Raw genomic sequence first — 17,495 nt, forward strand, 5'->3', positions numbered from 1 at the left:
TCGTATGTCAACTGAAAAACAGTCAAATGGGATTCCTTCTGTCAGTGCATCGCCTGACAGAAGGAATCCTTTAATGCTGTGAAACTTGGAAATCTACAAAACTGATCGCATTTTTTAAATCAAGGTACTTGGTGTTTTGTAGATTTTTTCGACAAAACTACGTCATTTTCAATCCGTGTTCCAGTAATACGTCACCGAGTAGGTGATGTTGGATTTGTTGTACATGCACGAGTGGTTGGTGTAATAATAGAACTCCAGTTGCGTGTATACGCCTGCGCCGAGGGTGCGGGTAAAAGTGATGCCGTTGGAGGTGGTGCCGTAGTCCAGCTGATCCCACTGGCCGGTCAGCCTGTTGTAGCCGCGCACTCTGCCGAAATCCGAGCCGCTGTGCCCGATGACAGGCGGTACCGTAAAGGTATATTCCGTGATGGTGGCGCCCTCAATGCCGTTTTCCATGATGACGGAATCAGGGCCGGTGAGGGTCATGCCACCGCCGCCGTTGGAGTCCGCCACAAAGAACACGATAGCAGCCCAGGGCGATTCAGCCCCTGCGGAATCCACCGCTTTGACACGGACTACGTTCTTTCCGCGGGGATAGGTCTGTGTTTCGGAATTTCTGCCCTCCCAAATCAGGGTGACGGAATCGCCGTCCGGGTCGGAGCTGGCGGCCGTAATCGTGACCGGCGTTCCCGGCGCCACGCTGTTGCCGTTCGGCGTTCGGGTAATCACCGGCGCTGTCGGCGCAGAGTTTGCCACAGTAAAGGTCTTGGAAACCCAATCGGAATACAACCCGGTTGCGTCCTTGGCGCGAACACGAACTGTGTGCGATCCAACGGCATAGTAATTGTCTGACGCCCTGTTTTCCCATTCCAGTGTGGTGGCGTCGCCATCGGCATCGGCGGCTGTGGCGGTAATATTCACAAAGAATTTGCCGTTTTTCGCTGTGCGGGTGGGGGCTGCGGTCAGGGTTACCGTTGGTGCGGAGCTGGTAATGGTAAAGGTCTTTTCCGTCCATGGGGAATACGCCCCGGCAATATCCTTTGCGCGGACTTTTATGGTATGGGTGCCGGTCGAATAGTAACCGCCTGATGCCTTGTTATCCCATTCCAGTGTGGTGGCGTCGCCATCCGCATCCGCTGCCTTGGCGCTGATATTGACAAGAAATTTGCCGTCTTTCACCGTGCGGGTCGGTTCGGCGGTCAGGGTCACGGTGGGTGCGGCATTGGTCACGGTGAAGGTCTTTTCTACCCATGGGGAATATACCCCCGCGATATCCTTTGCCCGGACACGGATAGTGTGGGTGCCCACGGCATAGTAGCTGTCGGATGCGGTATCCGCATACTCCAAGGTTAACGCATCCCCATCGGGGTCTGTGGCACTGGCGGTGACGTTTACAAGGAACATACCGTCCTTGGCGGTACGGGTGGGAACCGCTTCTACCACAGGAGCATTCGGCGCCGTGTTGGTGACCGTGATGTTCTCCGAATGGGTGGTGACTCGTCCTTCGCTGTCGTTAACAGAGGCGGTCAGGGTAAATGTGCCGGTATCACGGATGGCGATTTTCCCGCCGTCATTGCCGAGGGTTCCCTGATACTGTGCGGGATTGCCGTCCTTTTCCAGTGTCCAAGCTACGGTATAGCAACCAAGATACTGAACATTCTTTGCGGCAACCTCAAACTCCGTGCCGTAGTGAACGGTCTGCGGCATGATAAATGCGTACTGCACTACCGGCAGGATGCGGATGCTTTCGCTGTGGGAATAGCTGCGTTTCAGGTAATCGGTCATGGTAGCGGTGAGAATATATTCGCCGTCATTCTTGAAGGTGATTTTGCCGCCCTGCGCGTTGAGTCCGCCGCTGAAAGCCTCCGAGAGCGGAAGGCTCTTTCCGTCCTTTGTCACGGACCACTCCACCGGCAGCACCTGATTGTTGCCGTGGGTTCTGAGGTCGAGGACGGTATCGGTATAGGCAAATTCGGGGAGGTCAAAACCGAGGGTCAGCACAGGCAGAACCTCGCATTTGTCATGGCTTTCGTACAGGAATACACGGCCGGTTTCATCGGTGACTCTGGCTGCCAGCTCATAGACACCGGCCCGTTTGAAGCGGATGGTCCCGCCGCCGTTTGTGAGTGTTCCGTCCACATAGGTCGGCCAGTCCTGAAACCCGAAGGTGTTGTCCACCAGCCATTCAACGGTGAGGCCGTCCAGATCGGCGGTTTCGATTTTGACTGTGATATCCGTATCGGTGTGGACATACTCCGGCAGACTGTAGCGGACGGCAGGCACAGGATACACCTTGAAGCTCTGCTCGTAGCGGTAGGTTCTGCCGCCGTCATCGGTGAATTCCGCTTTCAGAACATAGCTGCCCTTGGCATGAAACCGCATCTTGCCGCCGCTGTTGCCCAGCGTACCCTCGGTGACACCTGTGAGGGATACTTCTTTTCCATCATGGAGCAGCGTCCATTTTGCGGTATGGCTGCCGATTTCCCCGAAGACCGCCTCCACGGTGACGGCGCTGTCGGTGTGGAAGATTTCCGGCAGATAGAAGCCCGCGGAGCCTACCGGGTAGACGGTGATATTGACGGTATCCGAAAACACTCTGCCGGTGGCGTCGGTGACAGAGGCGGTCAGCGCATACACACCTTTTTCCTTGAAACGGATGCTGCCGTCCGAGAGCGCACCTTCAATAAAGGAGCCGGTTTGGGCAGGCTCGCCGTTCCGGGTCAGGGAGTAGGTTGCTGCAAGCCCCTCCGCTTCTTTTGTTTCTGTCTTGAGCGCCACGGTTTTATCCGTATGGGAAACGGCTGGGAGTGTCAGCTTGACTTCCGCTATCGGGTAGACATTTATGCTGTCCTGTGCGGTGATAACTTTGCCCAACTCGTCTGTAATAGAGGCGGTCAGTTTGTAGACGCCTTTTTCTTTAAACAGCACCGTGCCTCCTATGGAATCCAGCGCTCCGCTGAGAGCCGTTTCCATATCCAGGGCAGCGCCGTCCTTTTCAAGGGACCACACCACCGCATTGGAACCGAGATTTTCGGTCGTCAGCTCCACCGCTACGGATTTGTCGGTATGGGTGGTTTCCGGCAGCGTGAACGCCGCCGTCACCACTGGGTAGATGCTGATGGTCTGCTCATGGGTCACCGTGACGCCCCGGCTGTTTTTTGCCGTGGCAATCAGGGTAATGCTGCCGGTCTGTGTGAATTTCACTTTGCCGCCGTTTTTATCAAGGGTACCGTCTGTCAGCCCGGAAAGCTCCACGGGCAGGCCGTTTTTCAGGGCGGACCATGTCACACCGCTCACAGAACGGCTTTCCGGCTTGATCTCAATTTCATCGGCGGTATAGGCAGTTTTCGGCAAGGTGAAGCTGAACTGCGGGGCGGGAACATAAGAGCTGCCGCCACCGGAACCGCCGCTGGAGCTGCCTCCGCCAGAGGGCTTATCCTCCGGCTTGGCAGGAGTCGTCGGCTTGGGCGGTTCTTCCTTCTTGATCTGCTCTTTGGCCTTTTCTGTATCCACCAGCATTTCAAAGGCTTCGGCGCGGGTGGCCTCGCCGTCCGGTTTGACCGTACCGTCCGGGTAGCCGTCTACAATGCCGTATTCCTTGCCGGTGCAGATACTGGATTTATCCGCCTCGGAGAGTGTGCCGTCATCGGAAAAGCCGGTGACGCAGGGGCAGGAGGCGTCATGTTCCCCCTTACCGATGGCCCGCACCAGCATACGGATCATTTCCATACGGGAAATGGGCTGATCCGGTTGAAATTCTATGCCGAAATCGTCCTTTTGGATGATTCCAGCGATGATGAGCGCTTCAATATCCTGCTCCGACCAGTGTCCGGCAATGTCGGTGAAGCGAATGGTAACCTCGCTTTCCTCCGGTTCCGGCAGCTCCATGGTTCTGGAAACCAGCGCGGCAAATTCCCCTCTGGTGATGATGTCATCCGGGTGCGCCAGCCCGTCTGGATAACCGCTGATGACGCCTTTTTCCGTGAGAATCTGAATGGCTTCCTCCGCCCAATGCCCCTTGGCATCCTCAAAATACCGGTTTACCGCATAAGCGCTGCCTGCCAGCAGGGAAAGCACAAGGCAAACGGCGAGGACGAGACCCAGCGGCTTTTTCATTTTCTTCTTCATAGGCACCTCCTATATTCCGCCCATGACAGGCTGGCCTTGCTCCTGCTGGGCGGGGGATTCCTGTTTCTGCGCGGCGGTCTGTCCCTGAGTCAGCGCCTGCTGGTAAGCGCCGAGGACAGCCTTGTCGAATTCCGCTTTGGCCTCTTTGGTGCAGGGAAAGCAGATATCCTTGTACTCGCCGTTTCCGGCTCTGTAGCTTGGCATGGAGATAAACAGCCCCTTGGAGCCCTCCATGATTTTGATGCCCCGCACGGCGAAATCGCCGTAGACATTGACCGAGGCGGTGGCCTTGCAGCTGCCCTCCGGACGGATGGAGTGGATTTTCACATCGTACTTGGGGGCGGATGGTGTCGTATTGTTAGGCATGATCTTTCCTCCTTCTCAAAATGTCCGGCATCTTTAACCGGCGTAATTGAACATCTCTTTAATGCGCTGCACAAGGGTTGGCAGCACCGTTTCCCCGAACAGGGCATACAGCCCCGCAAGGAGCAAAGCGCCCAAAACAACGGCAATCAGAATTTTGATCGCGGTGTCAATGTAGCCCTCCCCGGCGTTCCCCGTGAGGATGGAGCGACTTTTGGCAGCTGCCGTGCCGATTTTTTTCTTAAGCTTGCAAAATAGATTCTTCATTTTTTTCCTCCGTTCTAATGATGAGGGCATGAAAAAAGACAGCCGACGGCTGCCTACATACGCATACCCATGGTTTGGGTTTGCTCCGGTTCCCCGAAGCTGATTTTCTGAAATCCAAAGCGGTCGCAGTAGTGAAATTCGCTGCCCTCTGCGTCATACAGCTCCACCACATCGGACATGGACAGGGAGTGTCCGTCATAACCGGGCGGATGATTCACATTGCATCTTGTGTAGATGGCTTCGAGATCGTTGGTATCCAGCTGGCCGTCATAGGCAACGCGGTAATGCTCCGGGGACGGCTCCCCGAACTGCCGCACCGTTTCCTCATAGGAGATAAACTTCATATACACGTCCGTATCCGGCTTCAATTGCCAGATGCGGACATTTTTGAGCGGAGCGGCGGCTTCAGCCATGCCGCCCATCCGTTCCCCCGCGGCAAGGCGCTCCATCACGCCGTCCGTCCACTGCGGGGTCAGGCTGCGGCTTTTGAGCCATGTGGTCAGCTCGTCGTTTCGGAAGATGCTGTCCACCACCGCCTTTTCTTTTTCTGTATATCCGGCCGGGTTTCCGTAGTAGGAAATGAGGCCGTTTTTCAGGGTGATTCCCGGCATATGCTCACCTCCCGGATCGTGTGTTGGGAATCCAAGACCGATTATTTGCCGTAGACGATTTCCTCCAGCATAATCAGCTCATCCAGCTCCGCGAGGCACACGCCGCTTTGGGCCAGCACCGTAAGAATACCTGCCGGCACATCGGTAATGTCCTGCTGGACATCCGCCTCTACCACCGTGATTTCGCCGCTGTCCTCGTCCGTATAGGCTTCCAGCTTGGCGTCCGCGGGGATGCCCGATTCCTCCAGTAGATAGCCGGGGATGCGGATGCTTTGGCTTTCATCCAGCAGATCATGGCAGAGAGAGCACCCTGCCACCCATTCGGCGGGGCAGCCCTCCCCGCATTCATCGCCGCAGTTGCTGCAAAGGCCGCAGGCGGAGGCGAGAACGACGGTCAAATCCGAGGCGAGGGCGCTGAGACTATGGATGGCGTTCGCCACCTCCAAGGCCGTCATTTTGTCCTTCAGAAACACAAGGGCGTTCTGTCCGGCATGAAGCTCCAGCGTATCCTTGTCGGTAAAGCCGGATTGCTCACAGGCGTCGGCAGGGAGACCGATTTGGGGCATTTGATTCTTTTTCATGAATGAGTTCCTCCTATAAAAGATTGGGTTTGAGATTTATGCAATGCTGTGCTAAGGGCGTTTTGCCTATTCCATGAAGCCTCCTTCTCCAAACAGATTCAGCTGTGACGGAGCGTTTTTCTCGCGCTCATGCAGATCATAGTTGGCAATGAGGATTTCGGGGAACTGCGCTCCGTTGTCGTACCGCTGCTTGATATTGTTAATGCGGGTAAAGGCTTCCGTCTGGATGCCCGGTGCTTCATAGAGGCTGCGGATAAATTCACAGTCGTTGTAGGACAGCAGAAATTTGCCGTCGATCCGCAGCAGCACATCCCGCAGACGGATATGGTCTTTTTCCGTGAAACCGTCCTCGCCCACGTTTTTGTAATAGCTTTCGGTTTCAAAATACGGCGGGTCGCAGTAGAAAAAGCTCACGGGGCGGTCATACTGCCCGATGAGCTTCTCGAAATCCTTGTTTTCGATGACGACCTTGGAAAGCCGACGGTGTGCTTGCTCTATGAGGGGAAAGTTGCTGCGGATGTCGTGGGGCTGGCTGCCGTAGCTGGTCAGCCCCGACGCATAGCTGTAGCGGATGAGCTGGTAAAACCACGCCGCCCTTTGCACATCCGATGCGGGAGAATCACGAGCGAGGGCGTTTTTCACAAGCTCGAAATCCGCGCGGGAATTGAGACAATAGGCAAGGGCCGCCATCAGCTCCTGCGGTTTTTCCCGCACGCAGCGGTAGAGGTTGACCAGCAGGCCGTTGAAGTCATTGTAGACCTCAAAATCGTTGCCGGGCTGCTTATGGAACAGCACCCAGCCGCCTCCGCCGAATACCTCAATGTACCGCTCATAATAGAGGGGAAACAGGGTGACGATCAGCTCCCGTAAAGATTTCTTGCCGCCGATCCAGGACATGAAGCTGTTCAGAAGTCATCACCTCCTTCCAGCGGCAGGCGCAGTTGGGTATCGTCAAAGGCCGCAAGGGAGCGGCGCAGGCCGGTAATGGCGGCGCTGATTCCGCTGATGCGGTTTCTCATATGCCGGATGGTCATGCGCACCTCGGCTTCGGTTTTCGCATAAAAGTACCCGTTCTGGTCGCTGGCAATGGGAACACCCTCCCGGCGCAGGGCATTGACCTGATCCCGCAGCTCCTTGTCTGAAACGCCGAAGCTGCGTTCCAGCTCTTTGCTTATGACGGCGTTTTCTGCGCCGTGGTGATACCGGCGCAGATGCTCTGCAAGCTGTTCTTTCTGCATGGGTCCTCCTTTCCGGCCGTTTCCCCGGAAAGAAAGGCAAAAAGGGCGCAAAAAAACAGGGCCGCCTCCTGTTGGGGAAACGGCCCTGTGTTGATGTTGGGTCTAAAAAAGCACAGGCATCTCTGCTTGCGCTATTGGATTACGCCAAGCTCTCTTAACACTGCTACGCAGTCCTTGGCGCCCTGAATGTACAGATGCTTCTGAAACGTTACCTCCAAATCCGAATTTTGACTCAGATAATACTCAATTCTGTCTTTTATACCTTGACTGATTTCAAAGCTGTTCTGGATGCTGTCACTGAGTGACATTAATTCCTGCACCAGTTTCTCCGACTGAGGGTCTGATTCACGCAGGGCAGCATACGATAGCTGAAATCGTTCCGCAAGCGCCATATCCAGTAAATCCAAGAGCTTTTCGTCCAACTGCCTCACCTCCTTCAGCACAACACAATGCCACAGCTTCATTGGAATAGCTATACCAAATGCCAACAAAATTTCGCTTATTTCATTTCCATCCCAAAGCTCTGGCTGGGACGGTTCAGGCATTGCTCCACCGTCATGCCGTTCTGCGGCTCCAGCATTCCATAGGATGTTTCAGCAACGCCGCGCTGTTCCAAAAGATATCGCCCGTAGCCTTCCAGATCGCAGAATTTGTTCAGCCCATAATCGCTTCCCACAGACAGCATCCGTTGGATTTCCTTTTTCGCATACTCTGCGGGAGAATCAGACAAAAGCTTGAATTCCTCTGTCATGGATGCAAGGTCAAGGGCTTCCTCCAGAGAAAGATCGCCGGGTGCTTCCTCCAGCATCGCCTTGTAGGTCGGCAGGCGGTTTTCCATTTCAAGCTGCCGGAGCTGCTCTGCCAGCTCATTCACCAGACCGTAGCAGTCGCCCTCCGAGGCATACAGGGCGTCATTTATTTTTTCGGTGAGGCTTGGCGCCATGCAGTCCTCCGCAGAGAATGCACATTCCTCCGGGGAAGCCACTCCGACAGCATCAACCGCCTGCAAAAGCGTCGCATCCCCGGCAGGGAGCTTCAGGTAGACAGCCGCTTCACTGTCCTGTGCAGGGCCGTTAAAATATCCCTTGGTTACACGGAGAAGCACAGTGTAATCCGGCTTTTCAAGGGAAACCGCATCGCCGCTGTGGTAGTCCGCTGCAATCTCACCGTTCTGCACCACATAGCCATGAGGCGTGAATACGCCACCCTCGCCCTCACGCATCTCTCTGCCAATTTTACCAAAGTCCAAATATGCGTAGACTTCATCCGATACCTTTTCCAGTGCCGGTACAAAGTCATTATCCGCATAAAATTTACCGAGGGACGAATCGTCGTGGGCTTCATAGGCGATCTGGCAGTGCTCGGTGCTGTGTGTCATGTTGATGAGCCGCTCCACCGGAATGGGAGCGTACTGAGTCTGAACGGCATCCATCATCACCATGCCCTCAAAGCAGTCCAGTTCCCATGCACTCAGGGAAGACAGCCGCTGTGCGAGGTGGTTCAGTTCATGAAGATTGATATCGGGCTGGATAAATTGCGGCAGATAGTCCAGCTGGCAGCTTAAAACCTCCGCAGAATAAACGGTGTCCCCGGCGGTTCCCGCTCTTTCCAACGCATCCGCCAGCTCATAGGGTGTGGCGGGGAGTGCGATTTCTGCCGACGGATTTATACCGGAAGGGTTCCACCGGCTGAGTTCTACTGAAAAATTTTTTTCTTCTCTGGCGTTAACGCTCATCTTGATACCTCCGTTTGATTGATCACTGCAATGCACATCCGGCGGTTACACGAAAACCGCTCCGTCGCACCACTTTTTCATGGCGTTGTACAGCAGCAGTACCTTGGTTTGATCCGATACCTCCTGCCATTCAGCCGGTTTGAACTGCCGGAGCCCGTATTGCCGTTCCCCTTCAAAATATGCGAGGATGCCGATGTGGGCGGGAACTTCCCCAGCGATTCTGGCGGCAAGGGCTTTCGGCACACAGTAGTAATTTTCGTTCCCATGAAAGTTATGGCCGTTCCTGCTTTTGAAATCCTGATAGGTGATTTTGACTTCAAAACAGGTGACCATCATCCCAATGCGCCAATTATGGCACCGCAGGACACAGCCCCGGCATTTCTGCGCATTTTGCTCTGTGCTGCCGTCCCGAAAGCATTTTCCGGGTTCATGTCTATGCTCCGTCAGGTATGGTTCCTTTTTGGAAAACCGCTCCGCATCCAGAAGCCTGCAGAGATATTCCTCATTCTCGTAATAGTCCTCAAACCGAATGCTGTCTACGATCCCTGACGGCGTCCATACCTCATCCGCCCACCGGAGGGTTCGCTTTTCGGTATGCAGCTTTGGACGGTAGTGATGGGTCAGCGCCTTAATCCGTTTTGTTAATTCGGTTTCCATCATTCATCTCGTTTTTCCTGCGTTTTGCAATTTTTTGCATATCGGTTCTGAGGCAATCTCCCTCCGAGCTATAGCAGAAGAAACCGTGGGATGGGTACGGGCAGCTGCCGCAGCTTTGGAATGGACCGCGTGGCCGTTCGGCCGGTGGTATTCTGCCTACAGTGGAGAGAGTGTTTGAATCGTAGCAGGCGGTTTGTTTATTTCTTTTATAGCGTACCAACATGGCTACTCCTTTCCAGAAAACAAAAAAAGCCGGAAAATAAAGTGCGTTTCCGCACTCCAATTCTCCGGCTTTCCGATGCTTTCATTTTTAATGTGATTTTGGTGTATATATAAAAAAGGGCGCTAACTTTATCGGCTTTCAATCAGCCTTAAAAATCAGCGCCCTTTTTGGTTTCAGCTCATTCCTTTGATTGTATTTTGAGTGGCGCCCTTTTTCATTTTCTCTGTGCGAAAAAGGGCGCCACTCATGAATGTTCTTACTTGTAGGTTTGAGTCCTGTCTGAGTGAAGCTTTTACCCTAATAAATCTACGAGAAAAGGGCTTCCACTTTTCATCGTGGAAGCCCTCGAAAGGCTTGGATTTACTGGCTTTGTAAGCAATAAATCTTTTTTGCCTTTTGTTTTTGACGGAAGCGGTGGGATTCGAACCCACGTGCCCTTGCGGACAACCGCATTTCGAGTGCGGCTCGTTATGACCACTTCGATACGCTTCCACTTGAAAACACAACGATACAATTATACACGATAATTCAATATTTGGGTAGTCTTTTCCTTTAAAAAAAATACACTTTTCCCGTATAACCCTTCACGCAGTGGAAATAATAGGATTAAATAGCTAAAATGCACATGATTAAGATAAAAAGCCAGATTAATTTGGTGAAAATCATGAATAAAGCGGTAGAAGAAAGATGGTGTCTCAAGTGAGAAAGATCAAGCATACATTTACCACGGTAGAGGAGCTGGTGGCATTTGTAGTGAAGGCGGAGCGGTGCAGTTTTGAAATAAAAGTCATTTCCAACCATCTGGTGATAGACGGAAAATCACTGATGGGAGTCATGATTATCGGAATCGGAAAACAGGTGGAGATCATCTGTTATAATGAAGCATTCTCCCCGGAGCAGTTATTGGATTATGCAGCCTGAACAGAATAAAGCAAAATAGAAACAGACCGTTTTTTTTCTTGAAGGGGCAGGAGAACAGACCGGTCTGTTTTGTGATAAGCTGGATTTTACCTTGCAATCAAAAGTATCAGGAGCTATAATTTTATATTGTGTGCAGGTTAACAATGAAAAATTATAATTTACAGGAGGATGAGTGATGCAGAACGAAGGTCATACGGTAAAGAAAACGATTAACCGTTACCGAAGTTTTCGTTATGAATTGATACTTGAAGGGATTTTAACAGGAGCCATAGCCGGTTCTGTAGTGGTGTTATTCCGTTATTTGCTCAGTGATGGAGATAAGCTGCTTAAATGGGTGTTCAATGTTGTAAAGGGGAAACCGCTATTCATTGCCATCTGGTTTCTCGTTCTTACAGCCGGTGCCTTTTTTGTGGCATTACTGCTTAAATGGGAATCTTTCATCTCAGGAAGCGGAATTCCCCAGGTTGAAGGGGAGATGATGGGAGAGCTGGATCCCTGCTGGTGGAAAACCCTTGCTGCCAAGCTGGCTGGCGGACTCATATCTCTTGGCTTTGGTCTTTCACTGGGAAGGGAAGGCCCGAGTATTCAGCTTGGTGCCATGACAGCCAAAGGAATTTCCAGGATTTCAAAAAGGTCAAAGACAGAGGAGAAGCTTTTGATCACGTGCGGTGCCAGCGCAGGCTTGTCCGCAGCCTTTAATGCGCCCATTGCCGGTGTTTTATTCTCTCTGGAAGAAATACATAAACATTTTTCACCGGAAATTCTTCTATCCACCATGGCATCCTCCATCACTGCGGATTTCGTTTCCCGGAATGTATTCGGTTTAAAGCCGGTGTTTGATCTTCAGATTACACAAATGATCCCCTTAAACTGCTATGGATATGTTATCGCCTTCGGTATCATTATCGGAGCAATGGGGGTGGTGTATAATTCAACTCTTTCAAAAACCCAGGATCTGTATCAGAAAATTCCAAATCAGTTTGTACGTTTAATGATACCGTTTTTATTGGCCGGAGTTTTCGGCCTGTATTATCCGGCAGTACTGGGCGGAGGCCATTCGCTGGTAGAGGTACTGACCTCAGGAGAGATGATGCTTGGAGCGCTGTGTCTTTTACTGATTTTAAAATTTGCCTTTTCTCTCTTAAGTTTCGGGTCAGGTGCACCGGGCGGAATTTTTCTGCCGCTCCTGGTACTTGGCGCAGTAATAGGCAGTATCTATTGCAGTGCAGTGGGAATAATGACAGATTCCCTTCAGGGTCTTCTTGGAAATTTCATCATACTGGGAATGGCAGGGTATTTCTCCGCCATTGTGAGAGCACCCATCACCGGTATCATTCTAATCAGCGAAATGACTGGAAGCTTTACCCATTTACTTGCTCTCTCCCTTGTTTCCCTGATCGCTTATGTAATTCCGGATATGGTACGGTGCGCTCCTGTTTATGATCAGCTGCTTCACCGGCTTTTACGAAAATTAAGTCCTGACAGAGAAACTTCCCTTACCGGGGAAAAAGTGCTGGTAGAAGGGATGATTTTTCACGGAAGCGAGGCGGAGGGAAAGAAGGTTTGTGAAATCCAGTGGCCGCGGACCTGTCTTCTTATTTCTCTTTTGCGGGGAGAAGCTGAGTTCGTTCCAAGAGGGGAAACAAAGTTTCTGGCAGGAGATAAAATGGTCATTCTCTGTGATGAGTCAGCTCAGGGTAAGCTGCATGAAGTCCTGCAAAATGTGTGCGAGACCGTGAAGATGGAATCGGTAATCCGGATACATTCCTGACATTTTTATTGACTTTTTCTTTGGGAAAGACGTAAACTGGTAGAAAAGGCAGATCAGGAGCTTTAACCATGAATAATCAGACAAAAGATAGAATGGATGAACTGGAACGCCGGCGCAGGTCAAGACAACGCCGGCATAAGCAAAAGAAAAAGAAGAAAAAAAGAGCATTCTTATACATATTCCTGCGGTTTGTCATATGGACCGGATTATTGGCCTGTATTTTTTGGGGATTAATTTTTCTTTTTAGAAGAAACTATGTGGATATCAGGTCCATCACCATGCCGGATTACGTCCGGCAGGACTTCCTTGAATTTAATCCTTATTCAAGGCCGGGAACCAGGATGAAACGGATTAACGGAATTGTGATTCATTATGTTGCCAATCCCGGTACAACTGCCAAACAAAACCGGGATTATTTTGCCAGCTTAAAGGATCAGAAAGGAGAAAAAAAGATTTCTGCAAGCAGTCATTTTATCATCGGTCTGGAAGGGGAGATTCTTCAGGAAATCCCTATCTACGAGGTGGCCTATGCAACCTCAAAGGAGAAAAATAAGGATACGGTTTCCATAGAATGCTGTCATCCCGATGAAACCGGTAAATTTAATGACCAGACTTACGCTTCTTTAGTGAAGTTTACCGCTCTTTTGTGCAACGAACTGGGATTGACGGAAAAGGATGTTATCCGGCATTATGATGCCACCGGCAAGGATTGCCCCAGATATTTTGTGGCCCATGAAGATGCGTGGAAGCAGTTCTTGCAAGATGTAAAAGCAGAGAGAAAGGGTATCAAAGGGGAGTAAAACTACAGGCAATGGGGGATTGCAATGTACCGATTATTGATTGTTGATGATGAAGCCATTATCAGACAGGGACTTGGTATGCTTCCCTGGAAGGAAAATGAGATTGAGGTTGTTGGGATTTTAAAAGACGGTATTGAGGCGGAAGAGTGGATCGACAGTCAGGAGATCGATATTTTACTTACTGACATCCGGATGCCGGGGTTATCCGGAATCGAGCTGGCAAAACGTACGCTGCAGAATTATCCGGACGCAAAAGTCATTCTTTTAACGGGATACGGTGAATTTGAATATGCAAGGGAAGCCATATCACTTGGGGTATCTGACTATATCTTAAAGCCATCCACACCGGACGAAATTATGGCTTGTGTAAAGAATGCATGTGAGAAATTTAATCAGGAAAAAAAGACGAAAATAAAGCTGGAGGAGCTGGAATCAAAAATCCAGGGATATTCTGCTCTTGTTAAGCCTGCAGAAGAGATTCTGGAAGCAGAGGATGAGCGGATCGGGAAAATCATTAAATATATCTATGAAAATTATGACAGAGAGTTAAGCTTATCCGTTCTTTCCGAAGAATTTCATTTTACCACTGTTTACATGAGCCACTATATAAAAAAAGAAACAGGATATACGTTTCTTGAGATTCTCACTTCCGTGAGAATGTATTATGCCGCAAAATATCTTACGGAGACGAAGCTGAAAAACGGAGAGATCTGCAGTAAAATCGGTATTTCAGATGAACGGTATTTCGGACAGATATTCAAGAAAAATTATGGAATGACACCGTATGAATACCGGAAATCAGGCAGCCATGCAGTCAATCCCTTTCAGAAATTTACGGAGACAGCCCAGTTATGAAAAGATGGTATCGCAGACAAAATTTCCACAGTAAGCTGATGTTTCTTTTTCTCACTCTGATTCTCGTTCCTGTTATTTTTCTCTCGTATATGGAATTTTCCTATGCAAGAAGAATTCTGGCTGATAAAACCAATGATTACTTAAAAAATCTTGCATCAGTCACACTTTCAAAAATTGAAAGCACAGTGGCAGCGATTGAAAATGTTGCTTTTTATATCAACGGAAATGATACCATACAAAGTTCTTTGAAGTCAGAACAGGAGATGGCAGACGACAGACTGGCTTATTACCGTCTCCACAGCAATATACGGGAAATCCTTTCTTCCTATGCCCTGCTGCGGCAGGAGATTAACGCTATCAGCATCCGGTCTGATTCAGACAGAGAGTATACCTATACGAAAATACGCAGCGGGACTCCCCTGGATATCAGGGAATATATCCGTGATGAGAATCAGTACTGGGAAGTAAAAAACGGGCATATTGTGCTGATGAAAAAGCTGTATGGATTTCCTTCTAAAAAGTCGCTGGGATATGTTGCCCTGGATGTTAATGAGAAAAGTTTATATGATATTATTTCTGATATCGATCTGTCCCAGGCAGGCAACGTTTTTCTCGTCAATGAGGAAGGGCGCATTCTGGCTGCCAGCTCCAAGGAGCTTTCGGGAGAAGTGTTAAAAGAACCGTATATTAACTGCTTTGGGGAGAAGGAAGCATTCTACCGGGATGTAAAAATCGGAGATCAGAATTACAGCATTTACAACAGCGCCCCTATCTCAAATGGCTGGCACATGATGCTTGCCATACCAAGAGACTACTACCTGCGGGACGTGACAAAACTAAAGAACATCGTCATACTGGTCACCGTTATAACGGCCTGTTTGGCAGCTTTCATCTCTGCCCTGGTATCCAGAAACATGACAAAACCTCTTCGGGAACTGACAAAGGCCATGGAGAATTTTGGTCAGGGAGATTTCAATATAAACTGCCAGGTAAATTCCGAAGATGAGATCGGGCGGCTGAGCCATACCTTTAATCAGATGGTAAACGATATGAACAGTCTGGTCAGTACGGTCTATGAGCAGAAGGTAATGAAACAGGAAGCCCAGATGAAATCTCTGCAGATGCAGATTAATCCTCATTTTCTTTATAATACCCTGGACACCATTAACTGGATGGCGCGAATACGCCACGCAGATGATATCGGGGATATGGTGGCAGCCCTGGGCAATATGATGCGTTATTCACTGGAAAAGAAGTCATTTGTCCGCATTCGGGAAGAGGTTAAGAATTTAGAGGACTATCTGGCGATTCAGAATTACCGTTACCAGGATAAGATGGAGGCAGTCATTAAAATTGACGAAAGCCTGATGGATCTTTCTATCCCCCGCCTTTTAATACAGCCCATTCTGGAAAATGCCATCGTACATGGAATTGAAGAAAAGCTGGACAAAGGAAATATTGTTATTGCAGCCTGGCTGGAGGGTGACGATTTGTATATCCAGGTGGAAGATGACGGTGTGGGCATGACGGAAGAAGCCATTTCCCAGATCCTGTCAGAGGATTACTCCATGAAAAAGAGAGGTCATACTTCCATTGGAGTTGTCAATGTCAATCGCAGAATCCAGATGATATACGGTCAGGATTATGGTCTTCTCATACAAAGTGTATTGGGAGCCGGAACCAGAATGACGATACACATTCCGGCTGTTATAAAAGAGCAAAATGAAATAAAGTAAAGATGAATTATGTCCGGCCGGTACGAAAAATGCCCGCCGGACTTTTTTAATCAATGTGATTAATATTTTAAACATTTTCATTAAATTAGTGTGTATAAACCAAAACAATAAATTGTTATAATTATGAACAGAAATCAGCGCTGATGGGGAATGAAAAGTAATAATGGCAACTATTAAGGTATTTTGCCGCTTTATGGTGGCAGATTGGAGAGGGCTATGAAAAAAAGACAAATCGGAATGTTGTTATGCGCGGCGGCAGCTGCCATTGCTTTAACAGGCTGCGGCAGTGGTAAAACCAAAACAGAGGACACCAGGGCAGGTCAGGAAAGCAGTAAAGAAACCGGCAAGGAAAGCAGCCAGGCTGCAGCAGGCGGCGATGTGGTAATCAAAGTATTTTCCAACTTACCAGACCGTACCAGCGGTCAGGGACTCATTGAGCAGATGCTGTTTGACCAGTACATGGAGAAAAATCCCAATGTAAAAATCCAGGTGGAAGCGCTGGATGACGAAAGCTATAAAACCAAATTCAAAGCGTATGCTTCCGGTTCTGATATGCCGGATTTAGTAAATGCATGGGGGCAGCCGTCATTTCTTGATGAAGTAATTGATGCCGGACTTCTGGCAGAATTAAATCCTGCAGATTATAAGGATTATGGATTTATCCAAGGTGCCTTGGACGGATTCAGCAAGGATGGAAAATTATATGGACTTGCAAGAAATACTGATGTAATGGCGTTTTATTATAACAAGTCCATGTTTGAAAAATATGGAGTAAAGGTTCCTGAGACCTATGATGATTTACTGGCAGCTGTCAACACTTTCAAGACAGCAGGCGTGATTCCGGTATCCATGGATGGTTCCGATAAATGGCCTCTTTCCATCTATATCAACGCTTTGTACCAGCAGTATAACGGCAGCACATCTTCCAAGGAAATCAGAGAGGCAGTAAAGACGGGGGATTATTCCAACGAAGCATGGACAAAGTCTCTGGATCAGCTGAAAAAATCCATTGATGCAGGCATTTTCCAGACCGGATTTGAGACAACCGATTATGCCACCAGCATGAATTTATTCACCAATGGCCAGGCTGCCATGTATTACATGGGAAGCTGGGAAATGTCCATGGCAACCAATGAAAATATTCCGGAAGAGATCAGAAATAACATCGGCGTATTCAATATGCCGGCAGTAGAAGGCGGAAAAGGCACAAAAACCGATCTTACGGCATGGAATGGCGGCGGTCATGCAGTGACAGCCAATTCCAAGGTGAAGGCGGAAGCCATCAAGCTGTTAAATTATATGTACCAGCCTGAAAACTGGTCCAAGCTTTGCTGGGAAAAGGGAGTATGTATGTCAGCCCAGAATTTCTCACAGTATTTAACAGGCAAAGAAACCGCGCTGCAGCTGGAGTTTGTAGACAAGGTAAATCACGCAACAAGCATTTCCGGAGTTACCTTTAATGATCTGGGAACCAACCAGTATAAAACAGTCAGTGAGGATGCCTCTGTTGAATTTGCAATCGGTCAGCTTACAGCAAAGGATTTTACGGATAAACTGGCAGGTGCAATGAAGAAATAGAACTTAGATTTTCACATAAGGGGGCTGCAGC

The 17,495-nt window shown here is 49.6% G+C and carries 16 protein-coding genes and 1 tRNA gene; 6 read left to right on the forward strand and 11 right to left on the reverse strand.

All coding sequences use genetic code 11. The features are described 5' to 3' along the window. Positions 1 to 168 precede the first annotated feature (168 nt). From DS742_RS04250 to DS742_RS04310, 11 genes are all read right to left on the reverse strand, one after another. Positions 169 to 4,128: an S-layer homology domain-containing protein gene (locus DS742_RS04250; RefSeq protein WP_117415778.1), complete on the reverse strand. Its 3,960-nt coding sequence runs from the start codon at positions 4,126 to 4,128 to the stop codon at positions 169 to 171. Positions 4,129 to 4,137: 9 nt separating this feature from the next. Then, positions 4,138 to 4,494 carry a SpoVG family protein gene (locus DS742_RS04255; protein ID WP_117415779.1) on the reverse strand — a complete coding sequence of 119 codons (357 nt, stop codon included), beginning with the start codon at positions 4,492 to 4,494 and terminating at the stop codon, positions 4,138 to 4,140. A 33-nt stretch (positions 4,495 to 4,527) separates the two neighbouring features. After that, a complete protein-coding gene (locus DS742_RS04260; RefSeq protein WP_089608670.1) occupies positions 4,528 to 4,758 on the reverse strand; it encodes a DUF6133 family protein in 231 nt (76 codons plus the stop codon). A 53-nt stretch (positions 4,759 to 4,811) separates the two neighbouring features. Further along, a complete protein-coding gene (locus DS742_RS04265; RefSeq protein WP_089608671.1) occupies positions 4,812 to 5,369 on the reverse strand; it encodes a YodL domain-containing protein in 558 nt (185 codons plus the stop codon). 41 nt (positions 5,370 to 5,410) lie between these two features. Next, on the reverse strand, positions 5,411 to 5,950 hold the full coding sequence (locus tag DS742_RS04270; RefSeq protein ID WP_089608672.1) for a hypothetical protein: 540 nt from the start codon (positions 5,948 to 5,950) through the stop codon (positions 5,411 to 5,413). Between the two features lie 66 nt (positions 5,951 to 6,016). After that, positions 6,017 to 6,847, reverse strand: a complete 831-nt coding sequence (locus DS742_RS04275; protein ID WP_117415780.1) for a DNA adenine methylase — start codon at positions 6,845 to 6,847, stop codon at positions 6,017 to 6,019. 8 nt (positions 6,848 to 6,855) lie between these two features. Further along, positions 6,856 to 7,188, reverse strand: a complete 333-nt coding sequence (locus DS742_RS04280; RefSeq protein WP_117415838.1) for a hypothetical protein — start codon at positions 7,186 to 7,188, stop codon at positions 6,856 to 6,858. Between the two features lie 131 nt (positions 7,189 to 7,319). Continuing rightward, positions 7,320 to 7,610, reverse strand: a complete 291-nt coding sequence (locus DS742_RS04285; RefSeq protein WP_117415781.1) for a hypothetical protein — start codon at positions 7,608 to 7,610, stop codon at positions 7,320 to 7,322. A 77-nt stretch (positions 7,611 to 7,687) separates the two neighbouring features. Next, positions 7,688 to 8,923 (reverse strand): antirestriction protein ArdA, encoded by a 1,236-nt coding sequence (locus tag DS742_RS04290; RefSeq protein WP_117415782.1) that lies wholly within the window; start codon positions 8,921 to 8,923, stop codon positions 7,688 to 7,690. 45 nt (positions 8,924 to 8,968) lie between these two features. Continuing rightward, positions 8,969 to 9,583 (reverse strand): hypothetical protein, encoded by a 615-nt coding sequence (locus DS742_RS04295; protein WP_242996388.1) that lies wholly within the window; start codon positions 9,581 to 9,583, stop codon positions 8,969 to 8,971. Between the two features lie 626 nt (positions 9,584 to 10,209). Beyond that, positions 10,210 to 10,295: transfer RNA gene (locus DS742_RS04310), tRNA-Ser, on the reverse strand. A gap of 207 nt (positions 10,296 to 10,502) precedes the next feature. Here DS742_RS04310 and DS742_RS04315 point away from each other — a divergent pair. From DS742_RS04315 to DS742_RS04340, 6 genes are all read left to right on the forward strand, one after another. Next, complete coding sequence (locus tag DS742_RS04315) at positions 10,503 to 10,724, forward strand: HPr family phosphocarrier protein (RefSeq protein WP_117415841.1); 222 nt, start codon at positions 10,503 to 10,505, stop codon at positions 10,722 to 10,724. A gap of 175 nt (positions 10,725 to 10,899) precedes the next feature. After that, positions 10,900 to 12,495, forward strand: a complete 1,596-nt coding sequence (locus DS742_RS04320) for a ClC family H(+)/Cl(-) exchange transporter (protein ID WP_117415783.1) — start codon at positions 10,900 to 10,902, stop codon at positions 12,493 to 12,495. Between the two features lie 68 nt (positions 12,496 to 12,563). After that, positions 12,564 to 13,295 carry a peptidoglycan recognition protein family protein gene (locus tag DS742_RS04325; RefSeq protein ID WP_117415784.1) on the forward strand — a complete coding sequence of 244 codons (732 nt, stop codon included), beginning with the start codon at positions 12,564 to 12,566 and terminating at the stop codon, positions 13,293 to 13,295. Between the two features lie 24 nt (positions 13,296 to 13,319). Continuing rightward, positions 13,320 to 14,150 carry a response regulator transcription factor gene (locus DS742_RS04330; protein ID WP_117415785.1) on the forward strand — a complete coding sequence of 277 codons (831 nt, stop codon included), beginning with the start codon at positions 13,320 to 13,322 and terminating at the stop codon, positions 14,148 to 14,150. Beyond that, a complete protein-coding gene (locus DS742_RS04335; RefSeq protein ID WP_117415786.1) occupies positions 14,147 to 15,886 on the forward strand; it encodes a sensor histidine kinase in 1,740 nt (579 codons plus the stop codon). Before DS742_RS04330 ends, DS742_RS04335 begins: the two co-directional genes overlap by 4 nt. Before the next feature lie 216 nt (positions 15,887 to 16,102). Continuing rightward, a complete protein-coding gene (locus DS742_RS04340) occupies positions 16,103 to 17,464 on the forward strand; it encodes an ABC transporter substrate-binding protein (protein ID WP_117415787.1) in 1,362 nt (453 codons plus the stop codon). The last annotated feature ends 31 nt before the right edge of the window (positions 17,465 to 17,495 follow it).

Source organism: Lacrimispora amygdalina (genome assembly GCF_003432035.1).
GTDB classification, from domain to species: Bacteria; Bacillota; Clostridia; order Lachnospirales; family Lachnospiraceae; genus Lacrimispora; species Lacrimispora amygdalina.